Source organism: Candidatus Paralachnospira sp. LCP21S3_A2 (genome assembly GCF_052118925.1).
Classification (GTDB): Bacteria; Bacillota; Clostridia; order Lachnospirales; family Lachnospiraceae; genus Lientehia.
Map to the genome: position 1 here is coordinate 1 of NZ_JBQKGG010000026.1, position 13,843 is coordinate 13,843.

Below are 13,843 nucleotides of genomic sequence, written 5' to 3' on the forward strand. Positions count from 1 at the left end.
TGTTGAGTTTTCTTACATGACATGATGAGTTCCTCCTCTTGTTATTATACATTTTATTTGTATCAAGGGAATATCTCATTTTTGTTTTGTACTAATTAGATGCTAACATCAAGTAGAGGAGGACAAAGGTATGGGCGTTGATATGAAGGTCAAAGCGATATACGATTCTGAGATTGGTAACATCACCAGATCAGAAAAGAACTGGAAGGATATGTTAAAGGTCGCAGGTCAGTTATACCGCTATGAATTTGACAATATCGTTATGGTAACAGCTCAGAGACCTCCGGAAAAAAGCACACTCATGGCAGATTATGATACCTGGAAAAAGGTGGGAAGATATGTAAAGCGTGGTGCGAAAGGATGCGCTATCTTCCCGTCAAGGGCACTGAATCCACGCATGAGGTATATCTTTGATATCAGTGATACCGGAGGAGCGAATGTCAAGCTGACATGGGACTTGGGGGGAGAGAATCTAAAGGATTATATGGACTTTCTTGTTTCAGAAGGTCAGATTGAGCAGTACGATAACGATGATAAGGAGTCTCTAAAAAACACACTAAAACAGTTTACAGGAACAAATGTTTGGACTATAATAAAAGAAGAGTTCGGAGATAGAATGACCGAGCTTATGCAGCTATCAGGTAGTGTGATAAAGGAATTCAACGAAAAACGCAATGGCTTACAGCAGGAAATGAACATGGAACAGCTTGTTTATTCAAGTGTCATGTATGCTGTAGGGACGAGATGCGGATTTGACTTATCTATGCAAGAACAGGATTTTAGTCAGATCGTAAACATCAGGGATGAAGAGATAGTTTACCGTCTTGGTTCCATTGTATGCGATGTCTCCTGTAGTGTTCTTAGAGAATTTAGTCGTAACTTAAAGACCATTGAGAACGAAAGGAGAATGAATTATGGTAGATGGACTGACTTACACAGAGGTGGACGGACTGATGTATCCGGATATAGCAATGCCGGACGAGGCGGAGAATTTAAAGAAGCTGGGCAAGTACGGAAGGATGGCGATGCATTATCTGGAGGAGAACGAGCCGGAAAGATACAAGACTCTGATAAGATTCGGGATGATGTACGAGAAGATGTCAGAGGTAGAGGAGGAAGCGAATCAGCTGTACGATCAGCTGGAGGAGCAGTATCTGAAGAAGCACAAGCCACAGAATCCATCCTCGACAATGGAGATGTGGAAACTGAGAGAACAGGCGAAGATGCAGGCAGAGGAAGTAGTGCTCCACCAGATAGTAATGAAGTTTCACTAAGAGATGAAACAAAAGAAGAACTGAATAGAGAACTTGATGAAATCAATTCATTGGGTGTTAGTAAGGAAGCCGAATATACACAGGCTTCCTTTTTTTTCGACCAGAATGGACAGGCAAGCTTTGGTGCTATTCATACCGAGGATGAAAACAGCAATCAATTTATGCGACAGTTCGAGCAGGACAGAAAAGCTGCGTTAGCTGGTAAATATAATTATCTGAATCCTAAGAAGTCAGCCACAGTTCCGAGTGAGTATATCAAACAGGTGCTTATGAGAGGAACTGGCTTTATTGGTGGCAAAAGCAGGGTATGTAAGATATATGAGACAGAGATTGATGCAGGGACCAGAGCAAAGCGTATCAAAGCTGAGTATGGTCAGGGAGGTGCAGGCTGGCCGCTTGACGGTCTGGGACTGCACGGATATGACACATTTCATGGGAATGGACTGCGTTTTCAGTGGCGAGATGAGGATGGAGAGGTTGAAGGATATGTTTCGTGGAAAGATATCGAAAAAGAGCTTGGTGTCCTTATTCTTACAGGGGAATACCAGCCTGAGACACCTCGTATTGATGAGCTTGCGATGGACGGACTCCGTGAGGATGATGAGGTTATTGATGCCGAATATCAGGAAGTGGAACCGGAAGAGGCAGAATCAGAGGTTGATGATTATGCAATACCGGATGAGCCGGAGAGCTATGCTTCTAACCGAACTGTAAAAGTAGCAAATTTACATGAAGATGCACATGAGGAAAGTAATGAAGCATATGTATCTGCATATGGCATGACACCACAGGAAGCTGCCGATGAAGACCGCATGATAACAAAGGCAGAATATGACGCCGAGATAGATGCTGAAACATCTGAAAAAGATCCATCAGAGCTTCAGTATATTACACCGATTGATTATGCCAAGCGTATTGAGGAGCTTGATGAAGACCTGCGTGATGCGGCGGAGATTCTTGTAACAGATTGCAGCTGCTACACTCCGTTTAGGGCATTCCTTATGGATGTGGTGCAGTCTGATTTTGCATTTATGCCCAATAAACTTGACCTTATCAGGGATATTGCATTAGGGACAGATAATGCAGAAAGGAAGGCATATTCCAACAATAAGTATGGTCTTGTGGAGTACTCAATTAGAAGCGGGTATGTGAAGATCAGCTATAAGAACAGGAACGGTGTGCGTAAGGAAGGTGCTCTCGACTGGCGTGAGTTATACGAGATTTTATCCTATATGGTAAAACAGCCATTTTACTGTGGAGAAGACCAGAAGAAGTATTATCAGGAGACAAAGCAGAAGGCTGACAGGGATAAGATGAATCCGGTCTATAAGAGATTCTTTGATATCGAGGATAGTGTAAAAGCCAATCGTCTTGAAACCAGGGAAAGAGCAATAGCGAATGGCTGGGAAACCAAGATTGATGAGAATGGATATGTGGTTTCAGATGATGTGGTATCAGTATCTGTGGATGATATTCAGGCTGATACAGAATTACAGGAAACTGTAGATTTTACACCAAAGCAGGAGCCAGTACAGCAAGTAGGAAGTCTTGAAAATGAGAAGAATGTTGACGGGCAGACGAAGCACAACTTCCACTACAATCTCTGGGAAATGGGAAAAGGCGGTGCTAAGACCAGATACCAGTGGAATATGGATGCAATCCGTACTTTAAAGCAGATTGAATCAGAAAACAGGCTTGCCACACCGGAGGAGCAGAAAGTTCTGTCGAAGTTTGTCGGATGGGGCGGACTGTCACAGGCATTTGACGAGAATAATGAAAGCTGGAGCAAAGAGTACAAAGAACTCAAAGAGATGTTATCGGATGAAGAGTATGCTGCAGCTAGGGCAACAGTAAACAATGCCTTTTACACTTCACCGGAGATTGCCATGTGCATGAACTCGGCACTTGTCCAGTTTGGTTTCAGAGGCGGCAATGTATTAGAGCCATCTATGGGTATCGGTAACTTCTTTGGAAGTATGCCGGCACCAATGCAGAGAAGCAAGCTGTATGGGGTGGAGCTTGACAGCATTTCAGGAAGAATTGCAAAGCAGCTTTATCAGAATGCCAATATCAGTATCACAGGATTTGAGAATACCACATATCCGGATAACTTCTTTGATGTGGTTGTCGGAAATGTGCCATTTGGTGATTACAAGGTATTTGATCCAAAGTACAACAAGTATAACTTCCGTATCCACGATTATTTTCTGGCAAAAGCACTTGACCAGGTAAGACCGGGAGGCATGGTTGCGGTGATTACCACAAAGGGAACACTTGATAAGGCAAATCCTACTATCCGAAAGTATCTGGCTGAAAGGGCAGAGCTTGTGGGAGCAGTAAGACTTCCGAATACTGCATTTAAAGACAATGCAGGAACCGAAGTGACAGTAGATATCCTGTTTTTGCAGAAGAGGGAGCGAAAGATTGATATTGAGCCTGACTGGGTACACCTTGGTGTGACCGAGAACGGAATTGCAGTCAACTCTTATTTTGCAGAGCATCCGGAGATGATGCTTGGATCTATGGAATATGATACAAGGATTTATGGACAGGACAGCAGATATACAGTCTGTGTGAATAATGATGAGAACTTCAATATGTACGAGGCTCTCAATAAGGCAATCGGAAATATCAAAGCCCAGATGACAGATTTTGAGAGAGTGGCAGATGAGGCGGAGCAGACGGAGGAAGTTATTCCGGCTGATCCGGATGTGAGAAACTACACTTACACATTTTTTGAAGGAAAACTCTATTACAGGGAAAATTCCGAGATGGTAAAAAAAGAAGTATCACAGACTGCCGAGGAGCGAATCCGAAGCCTTGATGAAATCAGACAGATAACAAGAGAGCTGATTGATATCCAGATGGATGGCTGCAGCGAGGAGGAGCTTTCTGATAAGCAGAGACTTCTTAATGTAAAATATGATGCATTTGTAAAGCAGTATGGCGCCATTACTTCAAAAGCAAACAGAATAGCTTTCAGGGATGACAGCGATTACCCACTTCTTTGCAGTCTTGAGGAAGTAAATGAAGACGGGGAGGTGAAAAAAGCGGATATGTTTTATAAGCAGACGATTAAGGCAAAGACTGTCATAGACAGGGTTGAGACTGCTGTGGAAGCATTAAATGTATCCGTCAATGAATTTGGATATGTAAATCTTGCCTATATGCTCTCTATCTATGAGCCGGATATTACTAATGCAAAGGAAGAACTTGCAGAAAAGTCCGGGCAGACAGCTGATGAGATAACATTTAGTGATGATGCTTTGGCAGAGCTTAGAAGGGCAGTTCTTGTGGAAGAGCTGGATGGATTGATTTTCCTAAATCCCGACCGCTACAACGAGAACAATCCCGACATCGGCTGGGAGACGGCAGACGAGTATCTTTCCGGCAATGTGAGAGACAAGCTTCGTGTAGCAAAAGCTATGGCAGCGGATACAGACAATCTGCAGGCAGAAAGATTTGCAGGCAATGTGGTAGCACTTGAAAAGGTGCAGCCGGAATGGATTGAAGCTTCAGATATTGATGTAAAGATTGGCACAACATGGATTGAGCCGCTTGATTATGAGCAGTTTATCTATGAACTTCTCAATACACCTAGACGGGCAAGGGCAGTCAGAAGCCAGTATTACAATACTGGCATTCAGGTACACTTAAATAAGATGAGCATGGAATGGTTCATCGAGAATAAGAGCATGGATAAGCATTCAGTGGCAGCTACTAAGACCTATGGTACAAGCCGCATGGATGCTTATTCTATTTTTGAGGATACGCTGAATCTAAAGACTGTAACCGTCAGGGACAGGATTGATGACGGAGATGGCAAATATCATTACGAAGTCAATAAGAATGAGACAATGCTTGCAAGGGAAAAGCAGAACATGATCAAGGAGAAGTTCAAGGAATGGCTGTTTGCAGAGCCGGAGCGAAGACAGAAATATGTGGAGTATTACAACGAGACATTCAATAACATCCGTCTGCGTGAGTATGACGGAAGTCACTTACAGTTTCCGGGAATGAATCCGGCGATTGAGTTAAAGCCACACCAGAAAAATGCGGTGGCAAGAATTCTTCTTGGGGGAAATACTCTGCTGGCACACTGTGTCGGAGCCGGAAAGTCATTTGAGATGATGGCTGCCTGCATGGAGCAGAAGAGACTTGGACTTGCCAATAAGACAATCATGGTTGTACCAAAGCCGCTTATCGGTCAGACGGCATCAGAGTTTTTAAGGCTTTATCCGTCAGCAAATATCTTAGTTGCCACAGAGCGTGATTTTGAGAAGAGCCGCAGAAAGCAGTTTGTATCAAGGATTGCGACAGGTGACTATGACTGTATCATCATGTCGCACTCGCAGTTTGAGAAAATTCCAATCTCAGCAGAGAGAAAGGAGAGAATGCTTAACGAGCAGATTGATGAAATCAGCTATGCGATTGATGAGATGAAGGAGCGTAACGGAGAGCGATGGACTGTAAAGCAGATGGAAAGCCAGAAGAAAAAGCTGGAGGAACAGCTGAAATCTCTATCTGATGAGAGCAGGAAGGATGACCTTATAACCTTTGAGGAACTTGGCGTGGATTCTATCATGGTGGACGAAGCACATAATTTCAAGAACCTTGCGATTTTTTCCAAGATGAATAATGTGTCAGGTATCAGCAGCAGTGGAGCGAAAAAGTCAACGGATATGCAACTTAAATGCCAGTATCTATCAGAGATAAATGATGGCAGAGGCATTGTATTTGCAACAGGTACACCGATATCCAATACCATGTGTGAGATGTATGTCATGCAGCTTTACTTGCAGAAAGCGGCACTTGAAGAGATGGGGATTTATCACTTTGATTCTTGGGCTGCAAACTTTGGTGAGGTGACTACTGCATTGGAGCTTACAGTTGAGGGAAGTGGTTTCCGAATTAAGAGCAGGTTCAATAAATTTACGAATCTGCCTGAGCTTATGAATATCTTTCGTGAGGTAGCCGATGTGCAGACAGCAGACATGCTTGCTCTTGATGTACCGGCTCTTCGTGGTGGTAAGCCTATCATTGTGGAGTCAGAGCCGGACTGGTATGTAAAGCAGGTCATGGAAAACTTTGTTGCAAGAGCAGAGCGTATCAGAGGTGGTGGAGTTGATCCGAGTGAGGACAACTTTTTAAAGATTACCCATGAGGCAAGATTATTAGGAACAGATGCAAGGCTGATTGATAAGGATGCTCCAAACAATCCAGATGGAAAGCTAAACAAGGTTGCGGAGAATGTGTGGAAAGAATATGAGAAAGGAAATGCCAACGGTCATATAGGCTGCCAGCTTATTTTTTCGGACATCGGCACACCGGGACCGGATAAGGATTTTACTATTTATGATTATCTGAAGGAGACACTTATCCAGTATGGTATTCCCGCAGATGAGATAGCATTTATCCATGATGCCAAGACGGATGCACAGAGAGACGCACTTTTTAAGGAGATGAGGACAGGTAAGAAGAAAGTTCTTATCGGTTCGACTGACAAGTGCGGAACCGGAGTTAATGTACAGACACACCTTGTTGCTATGCATCATGTGGACTGTCCCTGGAAGCCTTCTTCCATTGAGCAGAGAGAGGGACGAGGCATCAGACAGGGCAATGAAAACAAGGAAGTTGCAATATACAGATATGTTACCAAAGGAACCTTTGATGCATACAACTGGTCGCTTGTGGAGAATAAGCAGCGTTTTATCAGTCAGGTTATGACCAGCAAGGCAGTAAGCCGAAGCTGTGAGGATATCGACGAGGCAACTCTTTCTTATGCAGAGATTAAGGCGGTTGCAACTGGCAATCCGTTAATCAAAGAAAAGATGGAGATTGATAATGATGTCCAGAGACTTAAGCTTTTAAAGGCATCTTATGACAATCAGAGATATGGCTTGCAGGATAACTTTATGATTAAGTATCCAAAACTTATAAGGTCTGCAACAGAAAAACTTGCAAATGTCAGAGAGGATGTAAAGGCAAGGGATAAGGAGCTGATTGATAATCCGGAGTTTGCCATTACCATAGGCAAGGCAACTTACACAGAAAGAGTGGATGGCGGAACCATGATGCTTGAAGCTATCAGTAAGTGTAAGACAGGTGAGACAACTGCAATAGGTAAGTTTCATGGATTTGAGTTGCTTGTAGAAAAGAATTTCCTTGGCATCAATTATATGGTGCTTCGTGGAAAGACAGAGTATAAAGCTGAGCTTTCAACAAGTCCGGTCGGCAGTATGGTGAAACTTGAAAATCTGTTCAATGGACTTCATGAGAATATTGATTTCTTAGAAAAGAAGATTGAACAGTACCAGAATGACCTTGAAGCATCTAAGGCGGAATACGATAAGCCATTTGCATACAGCGAGGAACTGGAGGAAAAGCTTGCAAGACAATGTGAGCTGAATGCCCAGCTTGACCTTGAAAATGCAAAGGCTATGGATGCTGACCTTGGTGGACCTGGCGAGGAAAGAGAAGCTGATGACAGGGTAGAATCTGCAGGAATTGTAGCGGAGAATAGAGGCACTTATACAACCGACAGAGAGGGCAGAATACGATAGGAGAGTGGATTATATGAGCATACGAAAAGTAGTCGCAGGATTACTAATTATAGTAGGGATTGCCATTATGGCAGTCCCTTTTTTCTGGCGGGCAACCGGAGAAAAACAGACAGTACAGCTCATAAGTGAATTTGAGCAGACATTGGAGGATGATTACGATGAAGAAACAGATGTGGAGAAAGAGCAAACCTCCATTAGTAAAGAGGATGAAGCCATTCTTAAAGAAGGCGGTGTTATCGGCATCATTGAGATACCGGGCTTAGATATCAGGTATCCGGTAATGGAAGGAACCACAAGTAAAGTGCTTAATGCAGGGATTGGTCATATTGAAGAAACAGCAGGAATCGGTGAGAGTGGCAACTGTGTATTGTGCGGTCATAATGGCAGCAGATATGGCACATTTTTCACACCACTGAATCAGATTTCCATAGGAGATGATGTGGCAATTATCGACAAAAACGGACAGACTCATATCTATGAAGTAACAGACACAGAGGTGGTAAATCCTTATGACAACAGCATTAAGACACAGGGAGAGGAAAAGGAATTAACTCTTTTTACCTGTTCCCAGAAAGGAACCATGCGTTTTGTAGTCAGGTGCATTTATAAGGAGGCGGTGATGGATGAATAAGAGATACCGATTAAGTGAGATAGAAGAGGCAGTATCAGAAATGGAAGAGCTAATTGACATCGAGGATGATATTGCAGAGATTGATGATGACTTTCAGATAGTCGTAAGCGGCTGGTTTGTATATGTCGAAAGCATGAATCTGACACTCAGACAGGGAATAGCCTGTGTATGGGATGCGGAGGAAGGATTATTTATGCCTGATTTTGATGTGACTATCGTGTATGAGGGGAACATTGAAACACAGGAGTGGCTCTATTACGAGCAGGACGGAATGGTCGTTACACTTGGCAACTGGCTTAATGGCAGATTGTCTTGTGAACAGATAGAACAGCTTTGGTGTGAGCTTATCATACCGGAGCAAAACAAAGAACAAAAAGAAAGCGAGGAATAGCATATGAAGTATTCAATTAAAGTAAACGAAGTAAGAGCAAAAGAGGGCAGCAACATCAAAGGATTTGCAACAGTAGTATTCGGTGACTCATTTAAGATTACCAATATTGCAATCCTTGAGAATAAGGACAAGGGAGAGCTTTTTGTATCAATGCCTAGATACCGCTCCAATGAGCGTGATGAAAGCAATGGTGTGATTTATAAGGATGTGTGCAATCCTATCACAGCAGAGTTTCGTGAGGAACTCTATACCAATATCCTTGATGCCTATGCAAGAATTAAGGAACCGGAGAAAGAGGAGACACAGAAGCAGGAGCGTACACAGGAAATGCCGGAGTTTTCCGTAACTGTGACACCTTATGAGAGGGAAGGTAGTAACATCAAGGGACTTGCACGCATTTATTTTGAAAACAGTTTCATCGTAAATAATATCAATATCGTGCAGGGTAAAGAGAAAATCTTTGTATCAATGCCTTCTTATAAGACAAAGCAGGTGGATGAGCAGGGCAAGCCAATCTATCAGGATGTCTGCTATCCGGTCACAAAGGATTTCAGGGAAAAACTCTATAATGAGATTATCTCTGAATATGAGAAAGCAAAGGATAAGAGCAACGAAAAGGCAAGAGAGAGTGCAGAGAAACATCATGGTAATCCCGATAAAGAGAAGGACAAAGAGGCAACGCCCTTTCGATAATTAGTAATCAGAGTACAGGGGCGGCCAAGGCTGCCCCACTTATAGAATGGAGGAAACAGAATGGATATGGAAGCAGGAAAAACACTTACCAATGAGGAGGTCATAAGAGAACTTCTCGACTTATTAAAGAAAAATGCCATGAAAGAGCAGGCAAACGATGTATTTGAGATATGCAGCTATGTGGATGGACTGGAGAAAAAGATTGATTCCATGACGGAAGAACTCACCAATATGCAGAATCAGATCAAAGAAATGCAGGAAGATACACTTGTCAATAATGCTAAAAAGGCATTGTCGGAAGCACAGGAGCGACTTAATGCCAGATGTGAGCAGATAAAGTCGCAGGTATTGGAAGTGAAAGCACAGGTCAAATCTACAGCAAAGAGCATAGTTGATGAAGCAAAGGCAAAGGGAAGAGCTGCATTATACAGGCTGTCGGAGTTTTTAGGAATTAAGAAAAGGCTTCTTGATATCCGAGAGAATGTAAGAGGTGCAATCAAGACCACGGATAAGGATATAGCAAAGACAACACTTCTTGCAAAAGGATTTCGTGAAGCAGGGCAGACAGCAGCTAATGCATTCCGTACTTTTGCTGACAAACCGGAGGTAGATTATTCTCAGAAAGAGCAGAAACATCCCATTACAAAGGCAGTACTTGCTCCGATGAAAGCAGTGAAAAAGATGCTTGTATCAATGGAACTTCATTTGGATGCATCTATTGATAAGCTGGATAATTTGGCTATGAATGTGAAGCTTTATAAGGAAAAGGGTATGGAGAATATGAAGAAGCAGGAGCAGACAGAGCCGGAGAGAGCTGAAGCAGAGAGAGTGGAAGCAGAGGTTGTATACTCTCCAATGGTCGCTGAGCCGCAGGAGTATCAGTATAATGCAGATGCATTTGAGGCTAGAGGTGCGGATGAGGTGAAGCAGGAAGCGGCACATGAGGAAGCACCGAAGGTAAGGGGAGATAAAGCCAGATAGTAGTGAGGACGTATCATCAGAAATGGTGGTACGTCTTTTTTTGGTGGAATGGGGATGTCATTTATGATATAATTTACTTATATTTATGGTTTTTGATATTGGTGAATAATCTCATATAGTAAGATTGAATTGGAGGAAATAGACATAGTGTATTGTTCAAAATGTGGTAAACAAATGGATGATAGTTCAACATTCTGCTCAGGCTGTGGGGCACCATTACAGAATCAAATTAATTATGCAGTACCGGATATTAACAAATCTCGTAAGCCTGGATTTGGAGTAGCAGCACTTGTGCTTGGTATAGTGGGAGTATTAGCATGGATTATTCCAATAATTGGATTACCAGTTGGAATTATAGCTTTGGTACTTGGAATAATAGGATTAAAGAAAAGTAGTAAAGGAATGTCAATAGTGGGTATTGTATTAGGTATTATATGTCTTGTGTTGACAATAATAAATAGTGCAATCGGTGCATATCAAGGATATCATGGTGAAGCATGGTTTCAAAAAGGTTCAAATACTATAGAAGAAAATGTCAGTAATGATCAGCCATCAGGGAAACAAGAGACAAATGTATTCACATTACGGGATAGTGATGGGAATATACTTATGACTGGTGGAATAAAATCGGCAGAAGCAACAATGGTTGATAATGGCGACGGAATCAAGAAGGCAGTAGTACAAATAGAGTTTGATGATGAATCAACGAAAACATTTGCAGATATTACTACAAATAATATTGGAAATACGATAGGTATTTATTTGAATGATGAAATGATTGCAAATCCAAGGGTAATGTGTGCAATAACTGAAGGTAGTTGTCAAATAGAAGTAGATACATATGAACAGGCTCAGGTATTGTCTGAGGCACTTGAAAAGTGCAAATAATATTTGCAATATGGAAGTAAATTGTGCCAAGTCCCGTTTTTTGGACATTAAATGATATAAAATAGGAATCAAGATAGAAGTATTCTGCCTTGGTTCCTTTTTTCTTTAGAAAATAGCATTTGATATTTGCAAATGCAAATTGCATATTCGCAATTTGTGTGCTATACTTACAATGATGGTATTAGATTACGACAATTGTTAGAGAGAGGAAATACATATGGCAATTAGTTATAATGGATTGTGGAAACTACTGATTGATAACAATATGAAAAAGGGAGATTTGTGTGCCAAGACTGGTCTTAGTTCCAGTACAATAGCAAAGATGACAAACTGCGAGTCAGTTAAACTATCTGTTCTGGAAAAAATCTGCAAAGAGCTGGATTGTAACTTTGGAGATTTGGTTGACTATGTACCGGATGAAGAAGAAAAGTAAATTACCTTATGGAGGAAAATGAAATGGCTACGAGAAGTGCAAAAATAGATCAGAAAGCAGACCTGATATGGGCAATAGCAGATAAGCTGACCGGAGTATATAAACCACATGAATATGGAGATGTTATATTACCGCTTACAGTAATCAGACGTTTTGACTGTATTCTTTCCGATACAAAGGATGCAGTTTTGCAGAAATATGAGGAAGTAAAAAATCTTCCGATGAAGGATGTTTTACTTCGTAAGGCAGCAGAAAAAGATTTTTATAACACCAGCAAATATACATTTGAGAGGCTTATGGATGATCCTGATCACATTGAAGAGAATTTCAGAGATTATTTGAATGGATTCTCAGAAAATGTGCAGGACATCCTTGAGAAGTTCAAGTTTGATGGTCACATCACCACTATGGCAAATAAGGGAATTCTCTATATTGTTTTAAAGGAATATACAACAGATAGAGGAAATCTTCATCCGAATGAAATCTCTAACCTTGAAATGGGATATATCTTTGAAGAGATTATCAGAAGATTCTCCGAGTCTCATAATGAAGATGCGGGGCAGCATTATACTCCAAGAGAAGTTATCCAGCTTATGGTTAATATTCTCTTCTATGATGATAATGATATTCTTTCTGGCAATAATGTAGCAAAGACAATTTATGACCCGGCATGTGGAACCGGAGGTATGCTTTCTGTTGCAGAGGAATATTTACATAGTCTGAATGCTTCTACAGAGCTTGTATCCTTCGGACAGGAAATCAACGACCAGACATTTGCAATCTGTAAGGCGGATATGCTGATTAAGGGGAACAATGCGGATTATATCAAGGATGGCAACACATTATCGGATGACCAGTTTGCTGGCAGTACCTTTGACTATATCCTTTCAAATCCACCTTTTGGACGTGAGTGGAAGAATGAAAAGGCGAAAGTAGAGGAAGAGGCAAAGCTTGGCTTCGGAGGAAGATTTGGAGCAGGACTTCCGGCGGCAAGTGACGGACAGATGCTCTTTCTTATGACAGCAATATCAAAGATGAAAGACATTGATAAGGGTGGAAGCAGAATTGCAATCATTCATAATGGCTCGCCACTTTTTACAGGAGATGCGGGAAGCGGACCTTCTGAAATCAGAAGATATATTCTCGAAAATGATCTGCTGGAGGCAATCATTGCTTTACCCAATGATATTTTTTACAACACAGGAATTGCAACCTATATCTGGGTATTGTCAAATAAAAAGGCCGGTACAGTCAGAGAAGGTAAAGTACAGCTAATCAATGCTAATGAGATGTATGTGAAGAGAAGAAAGGCATTGGGAAATAAGCGAAATGATATATCTGAGGAGGATATCGCTGAGATTACAAAGATTTATGGTGATTTTAAAGAGAGTGAAATCAGCCAGATTTATGATAACGAGGATTTTGGTTATACCAAGATTACAGTAGAAAGACCGCTCCGTGATGAAGAAGGTAATCTGGTGTTGAAAAAGGGAAAGAAACAGCCGGATACGAGTCTTCGTGATACGGAAAATGTTCCGTTAAAAGAGGATATCAAAGAGTACTTTGAAAGAGAAGTACTTCCATTTGCACCGGATGCATGGATTGATGAGAAAAAGTCAAAGGTGGGATATGAGATTCCATTTACAAGATATTTCTATAAGTATGAAGCTCCAAGACCATCAGCAGAGATAATGGCAGAGATTATGGATTTGGAGACAGAACTGTCCGGAAGTCTTGAGGAGGTGTTTGACCTATGAGAGAGATGAAGGATAGCGGAGTGGAATGGATTGGGGAGATACCAGAAGACTGGAATGTAGGAAAGACATTGTATGCATTGTCTATGCCAATTACAGATGGACCACACGAAACTCCAGAATTGAGACTGTAATGAATTTTGTGTAAACTCATAATAGAGTATATATCCTCTCGGATTGATGTTAAAATAAATATTAATCCAGGAGGATATTTTTATGGCGAGACAAAGGAAAA

9 protein-coding genes are annotated in these 13,843 nt (G+C 41.6%); all 9 read left to right on the forward strand.

The window, feature by feature from the left end; genetic code table 11:
- The first annotated feature begins 130 nt into the window (after positions 1-130).
- On the forward strand, positions 131-7,837 hold the full coding sequence (locus ACTQ3K_RS12145) for a helicase-related protein (RefSeq protein WP_441568152.1): 7,707 nt from the start codon (positions 131-133) through the stop codon (positions 7,835-7,837).
- A gap of 13 nt (positions 7,838-7,850) precedes the next feature.
- Complete coding sequence (locus ACTQ3K_RS12150; protein WP_216243688.1) at positions 7,851-8,468, forward strand: class D sortase; 618 nt, start codon at positions 7,851-7,853, stop codon at positions 8,466-8,468.
- Positions 8,461-8,859 (forward strand): hypothetical protein, encoded by a 399-nt coding sequence (locus ACTQ3K_RS12155; protein ID WP_216243691.1) that lies wholly within the window; start codon positions 8,461-8,463, stop codon positions 8,857-8,859. The genes ACTQ3K_RS12150 and ACTQ3K_RS12155 overlap by 8 nt, the downstream gene beginning before the upstream one ends.
- A 3-nt stretch (positions 8,860-8,862) precedes the next feature.
- A complete protein-coding gene (locus ACTQ3K_RS12160; RefSeq protein WP_005340521.1) occupies positions 8,863-9,552 on the forward strand; it encodes a SpoVG family protein in 690 nt (229 codons plus the stop codon).
- A gap of 60 nt (positions 9,553-9,612) precedes the next feature.
- Positions 9,613-10,533 (forward strand): DUF6674 family protein, encoded by a 921-nt coding sequence (locus tag ACTQ3K_RS12165; protein WP_216243694.1) that lies wholly within the window; start codon positions 9,613-9,615, stop codon positions 10,531-10,533.
- A gap of 147 nt (positions 10,534-10,680) precedes the next feature.
- Entirely contained in the window at positions 10,681-11,421 is a 741-nt protein-coding gene (locus ACTQ3K_RS12170) for a SecDF P1 head subdomain-containing protein (protein ID WP_330654285.1), read from the forward strand.
- A 217-nt stretch (positions 11,422-11,638) separates the two neighbouring features.
- Positions 11,639-11,854 carry a helix-turn-helix domain-containing protein gene (locus ACTQ3K_RS12175; RefSeq protein WP_154520135.1) on the forward strand — a complete coding sequence of 72 codons (216 nt, stop codon included), beginning with the start codon at positions 11,639-11,641 and terminating at the stop codon, positions 11,852-11,854.
- 23 nt (positions 11,855-11,877) lie between these two features.
- The gene (locus tag ACTQ3K_RS12180; RefSeq protein WP_246597488.1) at positions 11,878-13,611 is read left to right on the forward strand and encodes a type I restriction-modification system subunit M; all 1,734 of its coding nucleotides are present in this window, start codon (positions 11,878-11,880) and stop codon (positions 13,609-13,611) included.
- Entirely contained in the window at positions 13,608-13,742 is a 135-nt protein-coding gene (locus ACTQ3K_RS12185) for a hypothetical protein (protein WP_441568156.1), read from the forward strand. Before ACTQ3K_RS12180 ends, ACTQ3K_RS12185 begins: the two co-directional genes overlap by 4 nt.
- Positions 13,743-13,843: the final 101 nt, after the last annotated feature.

Bases quoted from the DNA above. Each gene is read 5' to 3' on its own strand.
- ACTQ3K_RS12150 (WP_216243688.1), top strand. From the start codon at position 7,851: ATGAGCATACGAAAAGTAGTCGCAGGATTACTAATTATAGTAGGGATT.
- ACTQ3K_RS12185 (WP_441568156.1), top strand. From the start codon at position 13,608: ATGAGAGAGATGAAGGATAGCGGAGTGGAATGGATTGGGGAGATACCA.
- ACTQ3K_RS12155 (WP_216243691.1), top strand. From the start codon at position 8,461: ATGAATAAGAGATACCGATTAAGTGAGATAGAAGAGGCAGTATCAGAA.
- ACTQ3K_RS12165 (WP_216243694.1), top strand. From the start codon at position 9,613: ATGGATATGGAAGCAGGAAAAACACTTACCAATGAGGAGGTCATAAGA.
- ACTQ3K_RS12175 (WP_154520135.1), top strand. From the start codon at position 11,639: ATGGCAATTAGTTATAATGGATTGTGGAAACTACTGATTGATAACAAT.
- ACTQ3K_RS12160 (WP_005340521.1), top strand. From the start codon at position 8,863: ATGAAGTATTCAATTAAAGTAAACGAAGTAAGAGCAAAAGAGGGCAGC.
- ACTQ3K_RS12145 (WP_441568152.1), top strand. From the start codon at position 131: ATGGGCGTTGATATGAAGGTCAAAGCGATATACGATTCTGAGATTGGT.
- ACTQ3K_RS12180 (WP_246597488.1), top strand. From the start codon at position 11,878: ATGGCTACGAGAAGTGCAAAAATAGATCAGAAAGCAGACCTGATATGG.